Genomic DNA, 22095 nt, shown 5'->3' with positions numbered 1-22095 from the left:
AATGCACAGTGCCCCGGCCGTGTGCCACTCTATTTATGTTCTTGCTTTGTTCCATGCGTGCGCTATCGTGGCTTCATGAGTCGCCAGATCGCTGCCCTCAAGCACCCGCCGGTCCCGGCGCCCTCCGATAAGCCGGCGGGTGCGCTTTCCCCCTTTCCCGAGATCGCGGTGGCGATCGACCAGCAGCGGCGACGCGGCCGCGGTGCCCAGTCCAACGACAGCGGGCGCTACGAGGCCGAGGCCCGGGTCGCCTTTGATGACGGCTGGCAGAGCCTCGATGAATTGCCGCCGTTCAAGACGACTGTTGCGACGGACACCGCGCGCAAGGTCATCACGCGCAATGAATCGCCGGATATCGGCTTCGACCGTTCGATCAATCCCTATCGCGGCTGCGAGCATGGCTGTGTCTATTGTTTCGCGCGGCCGACCCACGCCTATCTCGGTCTCTCGCCCGGGCTCGATTTCGAAGCCAAACTGTTCGTGAAGCCCGATGCGCCGGCGCTGCTCGAGAAGGAGCTGGCCGCCGCCGAATATGAGCCGAAGATGATCGCGATCGGTACCAATACCGATCCGTATCAGCCGATCGAGCGCGAGCGTCAGGTGATGCGCGGCATTCTCGAAGTGCTGGAGAAGACCGGTCATCCCGTCGGCATCGTCACCAAGTCGGCTTTGGTGACGCGCGACATCGATATCCTAGCGCGGATGGCGAAGCGCAATCTGGTCAAAGTGGCGTTGTCGGTGACGTCACTCGATCCAAAGCTCGCGCGCACCATGGAGCCGCGCGCGTCGACGCCGTCGAAGCGGCTGGAAGCTTTGCGGCAACTATCGGAGGCTGGCATTCCGACAACGGTGATGGTGGCGCCGGTGATCCCTGCGCTGAATGACAGCGAGATCGAACGGATTCTCGATGCCGCCGCGCATGCCGGCGTCAAGGAAGCCAGCTACGTTTTGCTGCGGCTGCCGATGGAAGTACGCGATCTGTTTCGCGAGTGGCTGATCGCGAATTATCCGGATCGCTATCGGCATGTTTTCACGCTGATCCGCGAAATGCGCGGCGGCCGCGATTACGACTCGCAATGGGGCACGCGCATGAAGGGCACTGGGCCGATGGCCTGGATGATCGGCCGCCGCTTCGAGATCGCCTGCACGAAGCTTGGCCTCAACAAACGTCGTTCGAAGCTCACCCTCGATCATTTCGAGAAGCCGGCCGGTGCCGGTCAGCAATTGAATCTGTTCTAACTCCGCAGGTCTCGCAGCGTACGGAGTGGTGGAGAGGGGACGTTGGCAGGAAACCAGAGCCTGCCAACGTCCCTCTTTTCGATCTATAGAGTGAGTACAGGAGTGACACGCATGACGATGACGAAACCACCGACGCCGATCGCGCGCATGACGGTAATCACGCTGGGCGTGGCGGATATGCGCAGGAGCATTGCGTTCTACGAAGCGCTGGGCTTTACGCGAAAGGCCCGTGCCTCTGGCGAGGCCATCGCCTTTTTTGACACCGGCGCCAGCGTCCTCGCGCTGTTTCCATGGGATCAACTGGCGCAGGACGCGACATTGCCTGACCATCCAAGGCCGCAGGCGTTTCGCGGCAGCACGCTGGCGTGGAATTGCCGCTCCGAAGGCGAGGTCGATGCGGTCCTCGCTTTCGCTGTCGATTGTGGCGGATCGCTTTTGAAGCCAGCGCGAAAGACCGATTACGGTGGCTATTCCGGCTACTTTGCGGACCCGGATGGGCACGCTTGGGACGTGGTAACGGCACCGGGGATCGAGGTCGGTGACGACCGGCGGGTGCATCTGGACGATTAAAGCGGCAATCTGAATAGCGGGCACGATCCCGAGTTCCCGGTTGCGCGTGTTGGCCTGCTTCAGCAGGATCGCCGGATGATTCGAGATGCGAAAAAGAAGCCCCCCGCCAAGTCGCGCAAGAGCAAGATCGTTGTCGCGCCATGCTTTACGCGCGAGTTCGCGCTGCTGGAGAGAGGCATCTGGCCGGTGGCTGGTTGCGACGAGGCCGGGCGTGGTCCGCTGGCAGGACCGGTGGTTGCCGCCGCGGTTGTGTTGGACCCGAGCAACATTCCAAAAGGCCTCGACGATTCCAAGAAGCTGACAGAGAGCAAGCGCGAGGCGCTGTTCGAGGAAATCTGCGCTACGTCGTCCTTTGCCGTCGCCTACGCATCACCCACCCGGATCGACCGTGACAATATTCTGCGGGCGTCGCTCTGGGCGCTGGCGCGTGCGGTCGCGTCGCTCCCGGACGCGCCGAAACATGTGTTTGTCGACGGCCGCGACAAGATCGATACGACGGCCGATTGCGAGGCGGTCATTGGCGGCGACGCGTTGGTGCTCTCCATCGCAGCAGCCTCGATCATCGCCAAGGTGTCGCGCGACCGGCTGATGTGCCGGCTGGCCGAGGATTGCCCGGGCTACGGTTTCGAGGTCCATAAGGGCTATGGCGTGCCGCAGCATATGGCCGCGCTGAATGAATTAGGGCCCAGCATTCATCATCGCAGCCTGTTCGCGCCGGTTGCTGCGGCGCGTGCGCGTCATCAGACTGGCGTCCGTGCGGCGGGTCTGATCGAAGTCCACACCACCATCGATATCGAGATATCCGCCTGAGCGCTCAGGCGGTTGCCTCTCCCGGCTGTGCGCCGTATCACCTGAGCACGCTTCATTCCCTGCTGGCCGGTTCAGACGTTCAATGCGTTTCACCTCCCTGATCGTCGAACTGATCCGCGCCCGGCCACGGCTGGTGTTCTGGATCGTCGTGCTGTGTCAGGCCGCGATCTGGCTCGTCGTCCCCCTGCTGCTGTATCGTGGGCCGCCGGGCGATCTCGCCACCGTGTTGGCCTATGGCCGGGAATATCAGGTCGGCACCCATATGGGTCCTCCGCTGGCGTTCTGGTTGGCCGATATCGCCTTCCGGGCCGCCGGCAATCATGTCTTCGGCGTGTATCTGCTGGCGCAGATCTGCGCCGTCCTCACCTTCCGTGCGGTCTATCAGCTCGGCAGTGCCATCGTCGGCGGCCCGCAAGCGGTGATCGCCGTGCTACTGACGATGACGGTCACGGCCTTCAGCACGCCCGGCATCGAATTCGGCCCGCTGATCCTCGCGCGTCCGCTCTGGGCGATGTTCCTGCTGCATGCCTGGCTGGCGATCGGGCAGGGGCGTCGCAATGCCTGGTTCGCGCTGTCGATCGAGGCCGGCCTGCTTTTGCTGACCACGCCCCATGCGATGTGGCTGCTGCCGCTGCCACTCGTCTTCGGGCTCGCGACATCGCGCGGCAGGCGTAACCTTGCTTCGTTCGATCCGCTCTATGCGCTGCTGGTGATCGCCGTGCTGACATTGCCATGGGCGATGTGGGTGATCCGGGCCGGCGCGCCCGTTCTGCCGGCGCTGCCGCAACTGGATGATCTCGTCGGAAAGGCGCGGCAGTGGGGTATCCTGATCGCCTGGCTGCTTGCGGCCATCACGGGCGTGATCGTGCTCACGGTGATGAATTGGGGCCGCATCGTTCCTAAGACCGAGGAAGCTCCGATCATCTTCCGCCCGCCGGTCGATCCGCTGGCACGTGACTATGTATTTTTCTTCGCGCTGGTGCCGGGGCTGCTCGGCAGCCTGTTCGCTGCCCTCTACGGCCTCGATCGCGTGGTCGGCGGTGCCGGTATCGCGCTGGTGATGTCGGGTCTCGCCGTCGTCGTGGCGTCGGGCGACCTGATCGCGCTGCGGCGCCAGCGCGTGCTGCGTAAGGTCTGGGCCTTCGCCATCATCGCGCCGGCCCTCGCAGCTTTCGCCAGTTTCGTGATTCTGCCTTGGGTCGATGGTCCCGAGGATGTCACAGCGCTGCCCGCGCGCGAGATCGGGCGCTTCTTCGGCGAGAGCTTCGAGCGCCGGACCAATAAGCCATTGCCGGCGGTGGCCGGCGATGCGCAACTCGCAGCATTGATCGGGATGAGCGCGTCACGGCCGCATCTGCTGAACGATGCAGTGCCTTCCCGTACGCCGTGGATCACGCCAGCGAAGTTCGCCGAGACCGGCGGCGTCGTGGTGTGGCGCGCGGCAGATACGATCGGCACGCCGCCCGCGGAGATCGCGCAGCGCTTTCCCAACCTCGTGCCGGAAGTGCCGCGCGCCTTCGAACGTCTGGTGAATGGCCGGCAGCCCTTGCTGCGAATCGGCTGGGCGATCGTGCGGCCGAAGGCACCCTAGCTGGTCCTGCCCGACGGCGCTTCCAGCGCCTTCGCGATGGAGCGCAGATCCATCCAGGTCATCCGCTTATAAGACGGCGAGCGCAGCAGATAGGCGGGGTGGAACGTCGCCAGCGCTTTGATCTTGCGCGTGCCGGTGTCGTAGTCGACCCAGCGTCCCCTGGACTTCATGATGCCGTCGCGGGTCTGCAGCAGCGTCTGTGTCGACGGATTGCCGAGCGTGACGAGGATGTCAGGATTCACCAGCTCGATCTGGCGCTGGATGAACGGCAGGCAGATCTGCGTCTCCTGCGGCGTCGGCGTGCGGTTGCCCGGCGGCCGCCATGGAATCACATTGGCGATATAGACGTCGGTGCGCTTCAGGCCGATGGCGCCCATCATCAGGTCGAGCAGTTTGCCGGAGCGGCCGACAAAGGGCAGGCCCTCGATGTCCTCGTCACGGCCGGGTGCCTCGCCCACGAACATGATCCGCGCCTGCGGATTGCCGTCGGCAAACACCAGTTGGGTCGCGGTCGATTTTAGCGCGCAGCCGTCGAATGTATCCAGCATGCCACGTAACACCTCGAGCGAAGGTGCGGTGCGTGCGGCGTCGCGGGCGGCGGCAATCGCCACGTCCGGGGCGACCTCGACGCGGGCGGGTGGGCGTGCAGGGGGCGGTGGCATGCCATTCAGCGGTGGTCGCTTCGGCGCGCTGTCGGACATCTCCCGGGCAGGCGGCGGGAGGTCGTCGGACAGCCGGTTCACCGGCTCATCCATCAATGCGCAATCGACCCCGGCCTCCAGATAAAAGGCGAGCAGTTGCGCAACGCTGGGGTGGGGGTCAGGCGTCATGAGAGGGGTCACAGGCATGCCACCAATCTAGGCCGGATCGCCGCCCAGCGAAACGCCCCCTGTGCATTTAGGTGGTTGTTCTTCCGTCAAAAATCGGAAACAACAGCCCTTAGAAGCGTTCTGAACGGGTTGGAAACGGGTCCGAGACGAGATTATGAGCACTGAAGAACTTCCGCCGCGCGAGTCCATGGAATTCGACGTCGTCATCGTCGGTGCCGGCCCCTCCGGTCTGTCGGCTGCGATCCGGCTGAAGCAGCTCAATGCGGACCTGTCCATTGTCGTGGTGGAGAAGGGTTCCGAGGTCGGTGCGCACATCCTGTCCGGCGCGGTGATCGATCCCGTCAATCTCGACAAGCTGATCCCGGACTGGCGCGAGGATGCGGACTGCCCGCTCAAGACCCAGGTCAAGGACGACCAGTTCTATTTCATGACCAAGACCGGCGGCTTCAAGCTGCCGAACTTCCTGATGCCGCCGCTGATGAACAATCATCACTGCTACATCACCTCGCTCGGCATGGTGTGCCGCTGGCTGGGTGCGAAGGCGGAGGCGCTTGGCGTCGAAATCTATCCCGGCTTCGCAGCTGCCGAGACGCTGTATGACGACAATGGCGCCGTGCGCGGCATCGCCACTGGCGACATGGGCATCGGCCGCGACGGCAAGCCGAAGGATTCGTTCACCCGAGGCATGGAACTGCTCGGCAAATACACGCTGTTCGCCGAAGGCGCGCGTGGTTCGCTGACCAAGCAGATCATCGCCAAATTCGCCCTCGACAAGGATTGCGAGCCCGGCAAGTTCGGCATCGGCATCAAGGAAGTCTGGCAGATCGATCCGGCCAAGCACCAGAAGGGCACGGTGAAGCACTCGTTCGGCTGGCCGCTCGACAATGACGTGGGCGGCGGCACGTTCCTGTACCACTACGACGATAACCTCGTGGCTGTCGGCTTCGTGCTGCATCTGAACTACGAAAATCCCTACCTCTACCCGTTCGAGGAATTCCAGCGCTTCAAGACCCATCCGCTGATCCGCGACACCTTCGAAGGCGGCAAGCGCCTCGCCTACGGTTCGCGTGCGATCACCGAGGGCGGTTACCAGTCGGTGCCGAAGCTGGTATTCCCGGGCGGCGCGCTGATCGGCTGCGCCGCAGGCTTCGTCAACGTGCCGCGCATCAAGGGTGTTCACAACGCCATGGCGTCAGGCATGCAGGCGGCCGAACACGTCTCCGCCGCGCTGGCGGCCGGCCGCGCCAATGACGAGTTGATGGAATACGAGACCGGCTGGCGGTCGTCCTCGATCGGTAAGGATCTCTATCCGGTCCGCAATGCCAAGCCGCTGTGGTCCAAGTTCGGGACCCTCCTTGGCAACGCGCTCGGTGGCTTCGACATGTGGTGCAACACGTTCGGCTTCTCGCTGTTCGGCACCCAGAAGCATGAGAAGCCGGATCGCAAGGCGCTCAAGCCCGCCAAGCAGTATCAGCCGATCGTCTATCCGAAGCCGGACGGTAAGATCACCTTTGATCGTCTGTCCTCGGTGTTTCTGTCGAATACCAATCACGAAGAAGACCAGCCGATCCATCTCAAGGTTGCCGACATGGCGCTGCAGAAGTCGTCGGAGCACGACGTCTTTGCCGGTCCATCGAAACGCTATTGCCCGGCAGGCGTCTATGAGTGGGTTGAAGAGTCGAGCGGTGCGCGATTCCAGATCAATGCGCAGAATTGCGTCCATTGCAAAACCTGCGACGTGAAGGACCCCAACGGGAACATCACCTGGGTTCCGCCGGAAGGTGGCGGCGGCCCGAACTACGAGGCGATGTAACCGGCTCGCTGATTACGATTGTGTGAGCGGCGGCGCCTGTTGGCGGGCCGCTACACCGGCCGGATGTCACGATAACGCCACAGTGCGAGCGTTTTCAGGGGCAGTGGCGCAATCCGGCGGCCCAATTGCTGACAGGCTTCAAGGTGCCATTGGTGCGATCGCGCCCCCGATCCTTGCGATTGACCGCCAAACGCGGCATTGTTGGCATGCGCACTATTGCCGGGTCGGCTGCGCATCCGAGCCTGTCTTGCAGTCCTGCTCGCATTTTGCTCGATATCCTGCCCGTAAATCCTGGAGCTAGGCGAACCCTATGTTGTCCATCCGTTTCAATCGTTTGACGCTCGCTGCCGCGACGGTCGCCATCCTCGCGATGCCCGGTCAGCTGCTAGCGCAAACCCCGGATCATACCGGCGATAGCTCGGCTGCCCAGTTTCCCACATCCCGCGATCTGAAGTCGCTCACCACCGCCGGCAGTTATCTGGCCGCCCGCCATGCCAGCGTCGAGCGCGACGCCACCTCGGCTGCGGCGTTTTACCGCTCTGCTCTGCGCACCGATCCGAAGAACAACGAACTGCTCGATCGCGCCTTCATCTCCTCGCTCGCCGACGGCGATATCGATGAGGCCGTGAAGCTCGCCGATCGCATCCTGACCATCGACAAGTCGAACCGTGTCGCCCGTCTCGTTGTGGGTGTGCGCGATCTCAAGCTGAAGAAATACGCTGCCGCGCAGACCAATATCAACCAGTCGGTGCGCGGCCCGATCACCGACCTCGTTGCGACGCTGCTGTCGGCCTGGGCCGGCTACGGCGCCGGTGAGAGCAAGACGGCGATTGCCAATATCGACAAGCTGGCCGGTCCGGAATGGTATCCGATCTTCAAGGATTTGCATGCCGGCCTGATCCTCGATCTTGCCAACAAGCAGAAGGATGCGGGCGCCCGTTTCGAGCGCGCCTACAAGCTCGATGATTCCGCGCTGCGCGTGGTCGACGCCTATGGCCGCTGGACCTCGCGCAACAAGGACGACGCCGCAGCGCTCGGCATCTACGAGACCTTCAACAAGAAGCTCGCCCGTCACCCGCTGGTGCTGGAAGGTATCCGCGAGACCAAGGCCGGCAAGAAGCTGGCACCGCTGGTCGACAGCCCGCAGGCTGGCGCTGCTGAAGCGCTCTATGGCATCGGCGCGTCGCTGACACGCCGCGGCGGCGAAGACCTCGCGCTGGTCTATCTGCAGCTCTCGCTCTATCTCAAGCCGGACCACTCGCTGGCGCTGCTGTCGCTCGCCGACCTCTATGAGTCGGTGAAGAAGCCGCAGATGGCCATCAAGGTCTATGAGCGCGTGCCGGCCAATTCGGCGCTGAAGCGCAATGCGCAGATCCAGCAGGCCACCGATCTCGATGCGGCTGATCGCAGCGATGAAGGCATCAAGATTCTCAAGGGTGTTGTCGCCGACGATCCGAAGGATCTCGAAGCCATCATGGCGCTCGGCAATATCGAACGCGGGCGCAAGAAGTTTGCGGACTGCTCCGAAACCTACACCAAGGGCATCGATGTCATCGCCGCCAACCAGGACAAGCCGAACTGGGTGTATTTCTACTTCCGCGGCATCTGCCTGGAGCGTTCCAAGCAGTGGGCCAAGGCTGAAGTCGACATGCGCAAGGCTCTCGAATTGCAGCCCGAGCAGCCGCACGTGCTGAACTATCTCGGCTATTCCTGGATCGATCAGGGCATCAACCTCGACGACGCCATGAAGATGATCAAGCGCGCCGTCGACCAGCGTCCGGACGATGGCTACATCGTCGACTCGCTCGGCTGGGCCTATTACCGCATCGGCAATTTCGACGACGCTGTGAAACAGCTCGAGCGCGCCATCGACCTGAAGCCGGAAGATCCGACCATCAACGACCATCTCGGCGATGCCTATTGGCGCGTCGGTCGCAAGCTGGAAGCCAAGTTCCAGTGGCAGCACGCCAAGGATCTGAAGCCGGAAGCCGAAGAGATTCCGAAGATCGAAGCCAAGATGGAAAACGGTCTGTCGGACGAGCCATCGTCGTCGGCTGCATCCAACGACAAGAAAAAAGAAGACGGTAAAGGCGGCTGATTCAATGGTTGGGGGCACGACCGGTTCAACGAGCCCGGTTCTCGAAGAAAATGCGCGCGCCAAGGTCAATCTGACCCTGCGCGTCATCGGCCGTCGAGTTGACGGCTATCATGATCTCGAAAGCGTCGTGGCCTTTGCCGATTGCGCCGATAGATTGACGCTGGATGCGGGCGGCGATCTGTCGCTGACCGCGACCGGCCCGCGCGCGCAGGAATGCGGCGACACCGCCGATAATCTCGTGATCAAGGCCGCTCGGCTGCTCGGCGAGCGCGTCGAGGGTCTCACATTCGGGCGCTTTGCACTCGACAAGCACTTGCCGGTTGCCGCCGGCATTGGCGGCGGGTCGGCGGATGCTGCCGCAGCGCTCCGCCTCCTGGTGCGCGCCAACAATCTCGAAATGGACGATCCCCGCGTGCTCGAAGTGGCGCGCCTGACCGGCGCCGATGTGCCGGTTTGCGTGCCGTCGCACGCCTGCGTGATGACGGGCGTGGGCGAAAACCTGCTGCCGCTCAGCATTCCGCGTTTGCCCTGCGTGATGGTCAATCCGCGCGTGCCGGTAGCGACCAAGGATGTGTTCAAGGAGCTCGGCCTGAAGAATGGCGAGCTGCGTGTCGGCGTCAAAGACGTCCTGAAACGGGCTACCTGGCCGAATGAAGGCGGCTCACTCGATGCCTGGATCGACGCGCTCAATGCCGGAACCAATGATCTTGAAGCGCCCGCATTGAAGGTCGAGCCCGTGATTGACACCGTGCTGTCGGCCTTGCGCGGTGCCGAAGGCGTTCGCTTGGCTCGCATGTCGGGTTCGGGCGCGACCTGTTTTGCGCTGTTCGGCAATGACACCGACGCGCAGCGCGCGGCCGGCGCCATCCAGCTCGCTCATCCGCTGTGGTGGGTGCATTCTGGCGCACTGAGCTAGCGCGCCAACCGTGGCGCTAGCTGCCCCAGCCTGCGCTGTAGCCACCATCCACCGTGTAGATCACGCCGGTCGTATAGCCCGCGCGATCTGACGCCAGAAACGTCATCATGTCGGCGATCTCGCGCGGTTTCGCAGCGCGGCCGAGTGGCAAGCCCTGCTGCAATTCCCGGAAGCGGTTCTCGTCCCCGAATTGCGCCTTGGCGCGGGTCTTCATCAGCGTGATGTGGCGCTCGGTCTCCACCGGGCCCGGGTTGATGCCGACGACGCGGATATTGTCCTTCAGGCTCTTGCCGCCCAGCGCCCGCGTAAACGCCATCAGCGCGGCATTGCCGGCGCTGCCACAGATGTAATTGGCGTCGAACTTCTCGCCGGCAGCGCCGATGTCGTTGACGATCACGCCATGGCCGCGTGCTTTCATCTGCGCATAGACGAGGCGCGTCAGATTGATGAAGCCGAACACTTTGAGATCCCAGGCATGGCGCCAGGTCGGCTCGTCGATCTTGTCGAGCGAACCGCCGGGAATATCGCCGGCATTGTTGACGAGGATGTCGATATCGCCGGCGGCAGCCGCCAGCGACGCCAGATCGTCCGGCTTGCGCAGATCGACGCCATGCACGGCGACGTCGATCTGGTGGTTGGATCGCAGCCGGTCTGCCAGCGCTTGCATCTGCTCCACATTGCGGGCCGCGAGGCGGAGATCGCAGCCTTCTTCGGCAAACGCTTCCGCGGCCGCCGCGCCGATACCCTTGGATGCGCCCGTGATCAGGACGCGCTTGCCGCGCAAATGAAGATCCATGGAATGCCTCTGGATTGCAGAAGGGATTGTCTGCGACAGAGTTAGGCCCCTGCGGCAAAACCGGTCAACATTGCAGTGCAGCGTTGATCGCAGGCCGGCTTTGGTCCACATCTGCAGGCAGAATTACTGGCGAAGGAAACCCCACGTGAGCGCACAAAAAGAATATCGGATCGCGGTCATCCCCGGCGACGGCATCGGCAAGGAAGTGATGCCGGAAGGCCTGCGCGTCCTTGAAGCAGCAGCGAAAAAGCATCGCGTGAAGGTGCATTTCGATCATTACGACTTCTCGTCCTATGACTATTACGAGAAGCACGGCCAGATGATGCCGGACGACTGGAAAGCGCAGATTGGCAAGCACGATGCGATCTACTTCGGCGCCGTCGGGCTGCCGGCAAAGATTCCGGATCACATTTCGTTGTGGGGCTCGCTGATCAAGTTCCGGCGCGAATTCGACCAATACGTCAATCTGCGCCCGGTGCGCCTGATGCCCGGCGTGCCCTGTCCGCTGGTCGGTCGCAAGCCCGGCGACATCGACTTCTGGGTGGTGCGCGAGAATACTGAAGGTGAATATTCATCCGTCGGCGGTCGCATGTTCCCGGACACCGACCGTGAATTCGTTACCCAGCAGACGGTGATGACCCGCACCGGTGTCGACCGCATCCTGAAGTTCGCGTTCGACCTCGCGCAGTCGCGGCCGAAGAAGCACCTGACCTCGGCGACCAAGTCCAACGGCATCGCGATCACGATGCCCTATTGGGACGAACGCGTGAAGGCGATGGGCACGAACTATCCCGATGTGAAGTGGGACCAGTATCACATCGACATTCTCACCGCGAATTTCGTAATGCATCCGGACTGGTTCGACGTCGTGGTTGCATCCAACTTGTTTGGCGACATCCTGTCCGATTTGGGCCCGGCCTGCACCGGCACCATCGGCATCGCGCCATCCGGCAATATCAATCCGACTGGCGATTTCCCGTCGGTGTTCGAGCCCGTGCACGGCTCGGCGCCTGACATCGCGGGGCAGGGCATCGCCAATCCGATCGGCATGATCTGGTCCGGAGCGATGATGCTGGAACATCTCGGCGAGAAGGCTGCTGCGGATTCGATCGTCAAGGCGATTGAACGCACGCTCGGTGAACGCACGCTGCGGACGCGCGATCTCGGCGGTCAGGCCGATACAGGCGCTTGCGGCAAGGCCGTCGCGGAGATGGTGGAGTAATTCTGCTTCTTGCGCATCTACAAAAATGCCCGGCTTTTGAGCCGGGCATTTTCATTTTGAGAGTTCGCAGCGCTTAAGCCGCAATCCGCCGGCAATGCTTCCACGCCGCTGCGATCAGATTGATGCTGGCCTCTGGCGTGCGGAACGCGGAATGCGCCGATAGCGTCACATTAGGCAGTGTCGTCAGCACATGGTTCGCGGGTAGCGGTTCGATGTCGAACACGTCGAGACCGGCATGGCGCAGATGGCCGGAGCGCAGCGCATCGATCATCGCCGCTTCATCGACCACGGCTCCGCGCGCTGTGTTGACGAGAATGGCTCTCTTTTTCATCTGGCCGATACGTTCGCGCGTGATCATGCCGCGGGTTTCGTCGTTCAGCAGAAGATGAATTGAAACGACGTCGCTCTGCGACAGCACGGTTTCCATGTCAGTGAACTCGACACCGGGATGGGTCTTCGGCGACCGGTTCCAGGCAATCACCTTCATGCCCGAACCGAGCGCAATACGCGCGACTTCCGCAGCGATGCCGCCGAAGCCGATCAGACCAACCGTTTTGCCGGTGAGCTCCATGCCTTCATCGCGCAGCCAGTTGCCGGCCCGCATTTCACGGTCCTGCTGGGCAAGGCCGCGTGCGGCAGCCCACATATGTGCAATGGCGCATTCGGCGACGGCGGTATCGCCATAGCCGCGGATCAGGTGCACCTCGATCCCCAGCGCAGCAAGCTCCTCGATATGCATATAGCTGCGCGCGCCGGTGCCGAGAAACACGACATGCTTCAGGCCGGCGCACTGCTTGGCCACATCGGTCGGCAGATAGGTGTGATCGATGATGGCGATCTCGGCACCGTCCAGCACCCCAGGCAAATCTGCTGACTTGATGTCCTCATCCCGATTGATCTTGATTGCGATGTCGCCCGGCTGCGTCAGCCGTCCCAGAATCTTCGCCAGCTCTTCGCTGGCATCGACGAATACACCCCGCATCACTATCCCCTGTCTGTCTTCGTTACTTCGATGCGACGCCGGCAAGCGCCAGCACCGTATGCATCAATACATTGGCGCCGGCGGCGCAATCTTCCTGCGTCGAGCTTTCGAGCTCGTTGTGGCTGATACCATCCTTGCTCGGAATGAACACCATCGCTGTCGGCATGATGTTGTTGAGATTGCAGGCATCGTGACCGGCGCCAGAGGTGATACGGCGATGCGAATAGCCGAGCGACGTTGCCGCTGTCTCGACCGCATTGACGAAGTCCTTGTTGAAGTGCGTCGGTGGCTTGTGCCAGACCTTGTCGAAGGCGACGTCGACCTTGCGATGCGCAGCGATCTCCTTGATGGCATCGCGCACGCCTTTCTCGATGGCGTCGAGCTTGCCGGCGTCGGCGCTGCGCAGATCCATGGTGAAGGCGATCTCGCCGGGGATCACATTGCGTGACGGATTTGCGATCACGGCTTCGCCGATGGTGCCGAGCGCGCCGATATTGCTGACCACACGCTCGGTGGCGAGCACGATCTCCGACAATGTCGCCAGCGCATCCTTGCGCAGCGGCATCGGGGTCGAGCCGGCATGGCTCTCGAAGCCGGTGATCTTGCCGTCGAACCACAGTACGCCCTGGCCGGAATCGACTACGCCGATGGTCTTGCTTTCGGCCTCCAGGATCGGGCCCTGCTCGATATGCAGTTCGACGAAGCCCGAGAATTTCTGCGTGCCGACCGCGACGTCGCCGCGATAGCCAATCTCGTCGAGCGCTTCGCCGACGGTGACACCTGCAATGTCCTTGCGCGACAGAATGTCGTCGGTGGTGAAGTCGCCGACATAGGCGGCGGAGGCCATCATCGCCGGCGCAAAGCGCGAGCCTTCCTCGTTGGTCCAGTTGGCGATGCAGATCGGCATCTCGGTTTCGATGCCGGCATCGTTCAGCGTGCGGACGACTTCGAGCGCGCCGAGCACACCGAGAATGCCGTCGAACTTGCCGCCGGTCGGCTGGGTGTCGAGATGCGAGCCGATGCCGATCGGCGCCTTCGACATGTCGCGGCCCTTGCGCAGCGCGAACATCGAACCCAGCGCATCGACATGCACCTCCAGGCCAGCGTCTTCGCAGGCCTTGCGAAACCAGTTGCGGACCAGTTTGTCTTCAGGCCCGAGCGTCAGGCGTCGCACGCCGCCTTTTGGGGTGCCGCCGAATTTCGCTGTCTCGTTGATCGTGTCCCACAGCCGTGCGGAATCGATTTTGAGGTTGTCGCCAAGCTTGGTCATGCGGTCTGTCCCGAGAAAGTTTGTGTTGAAGAGCCTGCTTTTCAATGACCCGACGATGCCGGCTCGTCAACCAATGGGCTGTTCTGCGCCAGTTGCGCAGCAATGCCTGCGACGAGTTCGATCGCGGCCGTGTCGGGTGACGCGAGCCAGCTTGCCGAAAATGTCAGCGGCTGGAGCTGCAGGTTGGTATTGAGCAATTGCAGGCGTCCGTCCGCGAGTTCGTTCTCGATGATGGCTGTCGGAATTAGTGCGATGCCTAAGCCTTCGATCGCCATGTGCATTACGGTAGACAGCGACGCGCTGGCGTGCAGCCGGATCGGTGGCAGGTCGGGCCGGTTGAACAGCGAGCGCGCGATCTCGTAGGGCCGGGTCTTGCGCGAGAAGGTGATGATGGGAAATTTCGCGAGGTCGTGGATCGAGAGTGGACCGTCGCCGAGCTTGAGCGAAGGGCTGGCGAGAAAGCCGACGGGGTAGTCGCACAGCACACGGTTGCGAATGTTGGATGTCGAAAGCGGCCCGAGCACGAAAGCGAGATCGATCTCCTGTGCCTGCAACCGCGCGTTCAGGTTCGGCGTGATATCAACCTCGATTTCGAGCGACAGGTTCGGATACGAGATATTGACGTGCTTGATCAGCCGCGTCAGCAAAGTGTGGACGATGGTCTCGGCGACGCCGAGCCGCAGCACGCCACGCATTGCCGAGCGATCGCCAACCGCCGCCATCATCTCTGAGCGCAGGCCGATCAGCTTTTCGGCGTAGACCAGCATCTGCCGCCCGGCCGGCGTCGGCGAGGCGATACGGCGGTCACGCTGCAGAAGCCGCACGCCCATCTCGTGTTCCAGTTGCGCGATACGCTGGGAAATTGCCGGCTGGGTCGTGTTGAGCTTCTGGGCCGCGCCGCGGAAGCTGCCGAGATTGACCACCCAGAGAAAAGTCTCCAGCGCCTTGAAGTCCGCCATGGATGCGATCCGGCTATATATAAGTAGGATTTATGGATGTCGATTAAAAACAACGATTAGACATTATACTAGCCCTGAGTTTCAGTGCGTGTCGAGGCAGAATTAGGCAGGACACTAAGATGGCTATTTCTTCGGCAGCGCAGCAAAGCGACGATCGATCCTCGGATTTGCCCAGCGCGGTTGCTCGCCGCGAATATCGCGCGGGCAAATATGGCAGCACCGCCGGAGTGGCCCCGGGTTATGTCCAGGGCAATCTCGTCATTCTGCCGGAAGCCCAGGCCGCGGCTTTCCATCGCTTCTGCCAGCTCAATCCGAAGCCGTGCCCGATCATCGGCATGTCGGATGTCGGCAATCCAAGCATTCCCGCCCTCGGTCTTGATCTCGATATCCGGACTGACATTCCGCAATATGTCGTCTGGAAGGATGGTGAGGCGATTGATGGCCCTTACGAGGTGACGAAGTACTGGCGCGACGATCTCGTGTCTTTCGTCATCGGATGTTCGTATTCGTTCGAAGAAGCCATGATGGCCGACGACCTGCCGATCCGTCACATCGAACAGGATGTGCTGGTGCCGATGTATCGCACAAGCATCGCCTGCAAATCCGCTGGCCCGTTCGCCGGGCCGATGGTGGTGTCGATGCGCCCGCTGAAGCCGGCTGATGCGATCCGTGCCGTCCAGATCACCTCGCGGTTTCCCGCAGTGCATGGTGCGCCGGTACATCTGGGTCTGCCGCAGTCGATCGGCATCAAGGATATCAACAAGCCTGATTACGGCGATGCGGTGCACATCAACGACGATGAAATCCCGGTGTTCTGGGCCTGTGGCGTCACGCCGCAAGCGGTCATTGCTGCAGCGCGCGTGCCGTTCGCGATTACGCATGCGCCGGGTGTCATGCTCGTCACGGACCTGAAGAATAAGCATTTGGCTGTTTTATAAGAAGCAGCTTGCCGATCTTTCGGGCTTTACCGTAACCTTGATTAGTTTCATCGATAGCCGCCGGTCACAAAGGACAAAGACATGACGATTTCTCGCCGAAACGTATTGCTTGGAGGCGCCGCTTCCGCCGCGCTGCTGCCTCTGGCCAAGCCTGCGCGCGCGCAGGTCAAGGAAGTCGTGATCGGCGTGATTTATCCGCTGTCTGGCGCCAGCGCGCAGATCGGCGTCGACGCGCAGAAGGCTTTCGAAACTGCTGCCGATATCATCAACAAGGATTACGATTTCGCATTGCCGATGGCGAAGGGCGAAGGCTTCACCGGTCTCGGCGGCGCCAAGGTGCGTCTCGTTTTCGCCGACCATCAGGCCGATCCGCAGAAGGGCCGCGCTGAAGCCGAACGCCTCATCACCCAGGAGAAGGTCTCGGCCATTGTCGGCACCTATCAGAGCGCCGTCGCCGTCACCGTCAGCCAGATTTGCGAGCGCTACCAGATCCCGTTCCTGTCGGCCGACAACTCGTCGCCAAGCCTGCATCGCCGTGGTTTGAAATATTACTTCCGCGCCGCCCCGCATGACGAAATGTTCTCGACGGCGATGTTCGATTTCTTCGATGCGCTGAAGAAAAAAGGCCAGAAGATCGAGACGCTGGCGCTGTTCCATGAAGACACCATCTTCGGCACGGACTCGGCGAATGCGCAGCTCAAGCTCGCTGCCGATCGCGGTTACAAGATCGTCGCCGACATCAAGTATCGCGCCAATTCGCCGTCACTCACTGCCGAAGTGCAGCAGCTCAAGGCTGCCAATGCCGACGTACTGATGCCGTCGAGCTACACCACCGATGGCATCCTGCTCATCAAGACCATGGGCGAACTTGGCTACAAGGCCAAGAACATCGTCGCACAGGACGCCGGCTTCTCCGAGAAGGCGCTGTATGATGCGGTCGGTGACAAGATTCCGGGCGTCATCTCGCGCGGTTCGTTCTCACTCGATCTCGCCGCCAAGCGTCCGATGGTCGGCAAGATCAACGACATGTTCAAGGAGAAGTCCGGTAAGGACTTCAACGACTACTCCTCGCGCCAGTTCATGGGCCTGATCGTGATGGCCGATGCCATCAATCGTGCCAAGTCCACCGATGGTGAGAAAATCCGCGAAGCGTTGGTCGCCACCGACATGCCGGGCGAAAGCACGATCATGCCGTGGGCCAAGGTCAAGTTCGACGAGTTGGGCCAGAACAACAACGCCGATCCGGTACTGCTGCAGTATAATGGTGGCAAGTTCGTCACCATCTTCCCGCCGCAGGCCGCCGTGGCGGATGCGATCTGGCCGATGCCGTAAGGCGCGTTCTCTAAACGCATGTGGTGGCGTCGTCGGACTCGACGATGCCATCACATACTCCGGTGTCATCCCCGCCTAGCACGCCGAAGGCGTGCGGGGGGCGGGGATCCATATCCTCCGAAGGATTGGTTTGCACCTGGTCTGACCGGCATCGCCCAGTTGTGATGTCGGTGGTTATGGGTCCCCGCTTTCGCGGGGACGACAGACAGAGAGGATTACTTCGTGACCGCCGCGACCATCATCCAGAGCCTTGCCAGCGGATTGCTGATGGGGCTGCTCTACGGCCTGCTCGCGGTCGGCCTTGCGCTGATCTTCGGGTTGATGGACGTCACCAACTTCGCCCATGGCGAATTCCTGATGTTGGCGATGTATCTCACCTTCTTCCTGTTCATGTTCTGGGCGGTCGACCCACTGCTGTCGATCCCGCTGGTGGCCGCCGGCATGTTCGTGTTCGGCGCGGTGATCTATCTCGTGATCATACGCTTCGCCATGCGGGCCAAGGCCAATATCGGCATGGTGCAGATCTTCGCGACCTTCGGCCTCGCCATCCTGATGCGCGGCCTCGCGCAGTTCTTCTTCACCCCGGATTATCGCAGCATCCCGGCCTCGATGCTCGGCGGCAAGACGATCTCGATCTTCGGCGTATTTCTGCCGGTGCCGCAGCTGGTCGGCGCGCTGATTTCCATTGCTGCCTTCGGCGCACTCTACTTCTTCATGAAGAAGACCGATTTCGGTCGCGCGCTGGAAGCGACCCGTGAGGATGCTGGTGCCGTGGCGCTGGTCGGCATCGACAAGAACAAGGTGTTCGCCCTCGGCTGGGGCCTCGGTTCCGCGCTGATCGGTCTCGCCGGCGGCGTGATGGCGATCTTCTTCTACATCTATCCCGACGTGGGCGCGTCCTTTGCGCTGATCGCTTACGTCACCGTGGCGCTCGGCGGCTTTGGCAGCGTGTTCGGCGCGTTCGCGGGCGGCATCATCGTCGGTCTGGTCGAGGCGACCACGGCGATGATCCTGCCGCCGTCGCTCAAATCGGTCGGCATCTATGCCGTCTATCTTCTCGTCGTCTTTGTCCGGCCGCGCGGCCTGTTCGGATCGATCTGATGGACAGCTTCACCCAACGTCGCCGCCGCGACCTCATCCTCGCCGCCGCGCTTGCGGCCATCGCCGCCTGCGTGCCGTTCTTCGTCAAGGACGTCTATGTCCAGAACATCATGGTGCTGACCCTGATGTATGCGGCGCTGTCGCAGGCCTGGAATATCCTTGGCGGCTATTGCGGCCAGATCTCGCTAGGCCACGCGCTCTATTTCGGCCTCGGCGCCTATACGACGGCGCTGCTGTTCACCAAATTCGGCGTGCTGCCGTGGTTTGGCATGCTCGGCGGTGGCGTCATCTCCGCGCTGATCGCGCTCGCATTGGGCTATCCGACCTTCCGCCTGCGCGGCCACTATTTCGTCATCGCCACCATCGTCATCGCCGAAATTGGCTTCCTGCTGTTCCACAATTGGGACTATGCCGGTGCGGCGCTCGGCATCGACATCCCGGTGCGCGGCGATAGCTGGGCCAAGTTCCAGTTCACGCGCAGCAAGCTGCCGTTCTATTACTTCGCGCTGGTGTTCTGCTGCGTCGCCTGGTTCATCACCTGGTGGCTGGAAGACTCCAAATGGGGCTTCTGGTGGCGCGCGGTGAAGGATAATCCCGATGCGGCCGAAAGCCTCGGCGTCGTGGTGTTCAATTCCAAGATGGGCGCCGCTGCCGTCTCCGCTTTCCTCACCGCGATCGGCGGTGCGTTTTACGCCCAGTTCGTCTCCTATATCGATCCTGAAAGCGTCATGACCTTCCAGTTCTCGCTGCTGATGGCATTGCCTGCGGTGCTGGGTGGTATCGGCACGCTGTGGGGCCCGGTGCTCGGCGCGGTCATCCTGATCCCGATGACCGAACTGACGCGCTCCTTCATCGGCGGCTCCGGCCGCGGCGTCGATCTCATCCTCTATGGCGCAGTGATCGTCGTGATCTCGCTGGCGCGGCCCGATGGTTTGATCGGCCTGTTCTCGCGACGTCCGGCTTCGAAAGGAGTGCCGCAATGACGGCACCTCTTCTCGAAACCCGTGGCGTCTGGCAGCGCTTCGGCGGCCTGATCGCCAATAGCGACGTCTCGATCTCCGTCGGCGCTGGCGAAATCGTCGGCCTGATCGGGCCGAACGGCGCCGGCAAGTCGACGCTGTTCAACCTGATCGCCGGCGTGCTGCCGCCGACGCAGGGCACGATCTGGTTCAACGGCGAGAACGTCACGCAGATGCCGGCGGCGGAACGCTGCCAGCGCGGTATCGCGCGCACCTTCCAGGTGGTGAAGAGTTTCGAGACCATGACCGTGATCGACAACGTCATCGTCGGCGCGCTGATCCGCAACGAAAAGATGCGCGATGCGCGGCGCAAGGCACATGAGGTGCTTGAGTTCTGCGGTCTTGCCCCGCGCGCCGACAAGCTTGCTAGGGATCTCATTCCGTCGGAGAAGCGCCGCCTCGAAGTGGCGCGTGCGCTCGCCACCGAACCGAAGCTCCTGATGCTCGACGAATGTCTCACCGGCCTGACGCCGCTCGAGGCGCAGTCGGGCGTGGCCCTGGTCCGCAAGGTCCGCGAGACCGGCGTCACCGTGCTGATGGTCGAACACGTCATGGAAATCGTCATGCCGCTGGTCGACCGTGCCATCGTGCTCAATCTCGGCAAGAAGCTTGTCGAGGGCAAACCCGCGGATGTCGTGCGGCATCCTGAAGTCATCAGTGCATATCTCGGGGATCGCCATGCTGTCGGTGCGTGAGGCCACCACCGCCTATCAGGGGCTGGTCGCCATTTCGGACGTCACCATCGACGTCGCCAAGGGCGAGATCGTCGCCGTCTGCGGCTCCAATGGTGCCGGCAAGTCGACGCTGATCAAGACCATCGCCGGCGCCGAGCGCCCGCGTTCGGGCACCGTCACCTTCGATGGCGAGCAGATCAACGGCGTGCCGCAGCATCTCATCACCGCGCGCGGCATCGCCTATGTGCCGGAAAACCGCCGGCTGTTTCCGCGGTTGTCGGTGGAAGACAACCTCCGCCTCGGCAGCTACATGTATCGCGGCAAGCCCGATCGCGACGAGCCGTTGAAGCTGGTGTTCGACCTGTTCCCGCGCCTTTCCGAACGTCTCGAGCAGCGCGCCGAAACCCTGTCCGGCGGCGAGCAGCAGATGCTGGCCATCAGCCGCGCACTGATGACCCGTCCGCGCCTGTTGATGCTCGACGAGCCGTCGCAGGGCATCATGCCGAAGCTGGTGGACGAGATCTTTCAGGCGGTCATCAAGATCCGCGACGCGGGCATGACCGTGCTGATCGTCGAGCAGCGCATGGCCGAAGTGCTGGAGATCGCCGACCGCGCCTACATCCTGCAGACCGGCCGCGTCCAGATGCAGGGCAAGGCCTCGGAGATTGCGACCAATCCGGATGTGCGCAAGGCGTATCTGGGGCTGTAAGTCCCGGAATTGTCCCGTTTAAAGCCGCTGACGAACGTGTTATCGTTCTTGGATGAGCAACGTCGAAGACATCGAGAAGGCGATCGAGAATCTGCCACCGGCAGAGCTAGCGCAATTCCGTGCCTGGTTCGAGGCTTTTGACGCCGAAGTGTTCGATCAAAAGATTGCTGCTGATGCATCGTCAGGGAAGCTGGACGGCTTGGCCGAGCAAGCTCTGAACGGCTACAGCCAAGGCCGCGCGCGCGACCTGTGAAACACCTCGCCAGTCCGGAATTCTGGGCGGCATATCGGCGATTACCCGTTCACGTTCGTTCATTGGCAGACAAGAATTTTGCACTGCTGAAAAGTAACCCCAGTCACCCTTCGCTGCACTTGAAGAAGATCGGCCGCTACGTTTCGGCGCGCGTTGGCCTGCGTTATCGGGCTTTGGCCGTTGAGGTTGATGATGGTTTGCTATGGTTCTGGATTGGATCGCACGCCGACTACGATCAACTCCTTAAATGAGCCGCCTGGCTCAATCGTGCCCATGCGCGTCATGATCGGGCAGAACCAGCCCGAACGTCGCCACCAGGTCCTTCACTTGTGCCGGCGTCAGGTGCCGCGGGTTGAGCCCGCGCAGCAGCAGATAGAGTTTCGCGGTTTCTTCGAGTTCCTCGATGGCATAGACCGCTGCTTCCAGCGTGTCGCCGGACACCACCGGGCCGTGATTGGCCAGCAGCACGGATGAATATTTGCCGGCGAGGCCTTTGATAGCGTCGGCGACGGCGGGATCACCCGGCCGATAATACGGCACCAGCGCGGTCGCGCCGCATTTCATCAGGTAATAGGGCGTCATCGGTGGCAGCGCTGCGCGCGGATCGATCTCCGGCAGCATCGACACCGCCACCGAATGGGTCGAATGCAGATGCACCACGGCGCGGGCGGAGTTGCGGGTCTCATACAGCGCCGTATGCAGCGGAACCTCTTTGGTCGGCGCATCGCCAGACATGAGGCGGCCGTTGCTGTCGAGGCGCGACAGCCGGGCCGGATCGAGTGAGCCCAGTGACGCATTGGTCGGGCTCACGAGCCAGCCGCCATCATCGCAGCGCACACTGATATTGCCCGATGAGCCCGGCGTCAGCCCACGGTCGAACAGCGAGCGGCCGAGCCGGCAGATCTCTTCACGGAGCTTTGTGTCAGTCACCGGATGTCCTCGGTCTTTTCTAGGCATTTCCTCGTGATGCTTT

Annotated in this window: 22 protein-coding genes; 16 read left to right on the top strand and 6 right to left on the bottom strand. The window is 62.2% G+C overall.

All coding sequences use genetic code 11. The features are described from left to right. Positions 1-75 precede the first annotated feature (75 nt). From CHC01_RS03205 to CHC01_RS03190, 4 genes are all read left to right on the top strand, one after another. Positions 76-1239, top strand: coding sequence for a PA0069 family radical SAM protein (locus CHC01_RS03205; RefSeq protein ID WP_089263625.1), 1164 nt, complete (start codon positions 76-78; stop codon positions 1237-1239). 117 nt (positions 1240-1356) lie between these two features. Beyond that, positions 1357-1809, top strand: a complete 453-nt coding sequence (locus CHC01_RS03200; protein WP_089263624.1) for a VOC family protein — start codon at positions 1357-1359, stop codon at positions 1807-1809. A 75-nt stretch (positions 1810-1884) separates the two neighbouring features. Then, positions 1885-2619, top strand: a complete 735-nt coding sequence (rnhB, locus tag CHC01_RS03195; protein ID WP_089262397.1) for a ribonuclease HII — start codon at positions 1885-1887, stop codon at positions 2617-2619. Between the two features lie 82 nt (positions 2620-2701). Then, positions 2702-4210, top strand: a complete 1509-nt coding sequence (locus CHC01_RS03190) for a glycosyltransferase family 39 protein (protein WP_089262395.1) — start codon at positions 2702-2704, stop codon at positions 4208-4210. On the opposite strand, the gene CHC01_RS03185 is transcribed toward CHC01_RS03190, so the two are convergent. Next, positions 4207-5040: a uracil-DNA glycosylase gene (locus CHC01_RS03185; RefSeq protein WP_089262393.1), complete on the bottom strand. Its 834-nt coding sequence runs from the start codon at positions 5038-5040 to the stop codon at positions 4207-4209. The genes CHC01_RS03190 and CHC01_RS03185 overlap by 4 nt on opposite strands. A 154-nt stretch (positions 5041-5194) precedes the next feature. On the opposite strand from CHC01_RS03185, the gene CHC01_RS03180 reads away from it, so the two are divergent. The 3 genes from CHC01_RS03180 (at position 5195) to CHC01_RS03170 (ending at position 9867) form a co-directional block, all read left to right on the top strand. Beyond that, on the top strand, positions 5195-6853 hold the full coding sequence (locus CHC01_RS03180) for an electron transfer flavoprotein-ubiquinone oxidoreductase (protein WP_089262391.1): 1659 nt from the start codon (positions 5195-5197) through the stop codon (positions 6851-6853). A 310-nt stretch (positions 6854-7163) separates the two neighbouring features. Beyond that, positions 7164-8951: a tetratricopeptide repeat protein gene (locus CHC01_RS03175; protein WP_089262389.1), complete on the top strand. Its 1788-nt coding sequence runs from the start codon at positions 7164-7166 to the stop codon at positions 8949-8951. 4 nt (positions 8952-8955) lie between these two features. Then, positions 8956-9867 (top strand): 4-(cytidine 5'-diphospho)-2-C-methyl-D-erythritol kinase, encoded by a 912-nt coding sequence (locus CHC01_RS03170; protein ID WP_089262387.1) that lies wholly within the window; start codon positions 8956-8958, stop codon positions 9865-9867. A gap of 16 nt (positions 9868-9883) precedes the next feature. Here CHC01_RS03170 and CHC01_RS03165 read toward each other — a convergent pair whose 3' ends face one another. Then, positions 9884-10663: an SDR family oxidoreductase gene (locus CHC01_RS03165; protein ID WP_089262385.1), complete on the bottom strand. Its 780-nt coding sequence runs from the start codon at positions 10661-10663 to the stop codon at positions 9884-9886. 145 nt (positions 10664-10808) lie between these two features. Here CHC01_RS03165 and CHC01_RS03160 point away from each other — a divergent pair, with 145 nt between their 5' ends. Next, complete coding sequence (locus CHC01_RS03160; RefSeq protein ID WP_089262383.1) at positions 10809-11885, top strand: tartrate dehydrogenase; 1077 nt, start codon at positions 10809-10811, stop codon at positions 11883-11885. A gap of 73 nt (positions 11886-11958) precedes the next feature. Here the strand turns inward: CHC01_RS03160 and CHC01_RS03155 are convergent, their stop codons facing one another. The 3 genes from CHC01_RS03155 to CHC01_RS03145 are packed head-to-tail and all read right to left on the bottom strand — an operon-like array spanning position 11959 to position 15096. Further along, positions 11959-12867: an NAD(P)-dependent oxidoreductase gene (locus tag CHC01_RS03155; protein WP_089262381.1), complete on the bottom strand. Its 909-nt coding sequence runs from the start codon at positions 12865-12867 to the stop codon at positions 11959-11961. A gap of 22 nt (positions 12868-12889) precedes the next feature. Continuing rightward, complete coding sequence (locus CHC01_RS03150) at positions 12890-14137, bottom strand: Zn-dependent hydrolase (RefSeq protein ID WP_089262379.1); 1248 nt, start codon at positions 14135-14137, stop codon at positions 12890-12892. A 41-nt stretch (positions 14138-14178) separates the two neighbouring features. Further along, positions 14179-15096, bottom strand: a complete 918-nt coding sequence (locus CHC01_RS03145; protein WP_089262377.1) for a LysR family transcriptional regulator — start codon at positions 15094-15096, stop codon at positions 14179-14181. Positions 15097-15215: 119 nt separating this feature from the next. On the opposite strand from CHC01_RS03145, the gene CHC01_RS03140 reads away from it, so the two are divergent. From CHC01_RS03140 to CHC01_RS03105, 8 genes are all read left to right on the top strand, one after another. Then, the gene (locus CHC01_RS03140) at positions 15216-16034 is read left to right on the top strand and encodes a putative hydro-lyase (RefSeq protein WP_089262375.1); all 819 of its coding nucleotides are present in this window, start codon (positions 15216-15218) and stop codon (positions 16032-16034) included. Between the two features lie 81 nt (positions 16035-16115). Then, positions 16116-17366, top strand: coding sequence for an ABC transporter substrate-binding protein (locus CHC01_RS03135; RefSeq protein WP_068733256.1), 1251 nt, complete (start codon positions 16116-16118; stop codon positions 17364-17366). Between the two features lie 267 nt (positions 17367-17633). Then, complete coding sequence (locus CHC01_RS03130) at positions 17634-18467, top strand: branched-chain amino acid ABC transporter permease (RefSeq protein WP_210269314.1); 834 nt, start codon at positions 17634-17636, stop codon at positions 18465-18467. After that, complete coding sequence (locus CHC01_RS03125) at positions 18467-19450, top strand: branched-chain amino acid ABC transporter permease (protein ID WP_176454485.1); 984 nt, start codon at positions 18467-18469, stop codon at positions 19448-19450. The genes CHC01_RS03130 and CHC01_RS03125 overlap by 1 nt, the downstream gene beginning before the upstream one ends. After that, complete coding sequence (locus CHC01_RS03120; RefSeq protein ID WP_089262369.1) at positions 19447-20181, top strand: ABC transporter ATP-binding protein; 735 nt, start codon at positions 19447-19449, stop codon at positions 20179-20181. Before CHC01_RS03125 ends, CHC01_RS03120 begins: the two co-directional genes overlap by 4 nt. Beyond that, positions 20165-20869 carry an ABC transporter ATP-binding protein gene (locus CHC01_RS03115; protein ID WP_068733264.1) on the top strand — a complete coding sequence of 235 codons (705 nt, stop codon included), beginning with the start codon at positions 20165-20167 and terminating at the stop codon, positions 20867-20869. The genes CHC01_RS03120 and CHC01_RS03115 overlap by 17 nt, the downstream gene beginning before the upstream one ends. Positions 20870-20921: 52 nt before the next feature. Further along, positions 20922-21122, top strand: coding sequence for a hypothetical protein (locus CHC01_RS03110; protein ID WP_089262367.1), 201 nt, complete (start codon positions 20922-20924; stop codon positions 21120-21122). Next, positions 21119-21373 carry a ParE family toxin-like protein gene (locus CHC01_RS03105; protein ID WP_089262365.1) on the top strand — a complete coding sequence of 85 codons (255 nt, stop codon included), beginning with the start codon at positions 21119-21121 and terminating at the stop codon, positions 21371-21373. The genes CHC01_RS03110 and CHC01_RS03105 overlap by 4 nt, the downstream gene beginning before the upstream one ends. 10 nt (positions 21374-21383) lie before the next feature. Here the strand turns inward: CHC01_RS03105 and otnC are convergent, their stop codons facing one another. Beyond that, on the bottom strand, positions 21384-22052 hold the full coding sequence (gene otnC / locus CHC01_RS03100) for a 3-oxo-tetronate 4-phosphate decarboxylase (RefSeq protein ID WP_176454484.1): 669 nt from the start codon (positions 22050-22052) through the stop codon (positions 21384-21386). Between the last annotated feature and the right edge of the window lie 43 nt (positions 22053-22095).

Source organism: Tardiphaga sp. OK246, assembly GCF_900188215.1.
GTDB classification, from domain to species: domain Bacteria; phylum Pseudomonadota; class Alphaproteobacteria; order Rhizobiales; family Xanthobacteraceae; genus Tardiphaga; species Tardiphaga robiniae.
This window is presented reverse-complemented; position numbering and strand designations above follow the sequence as displayed.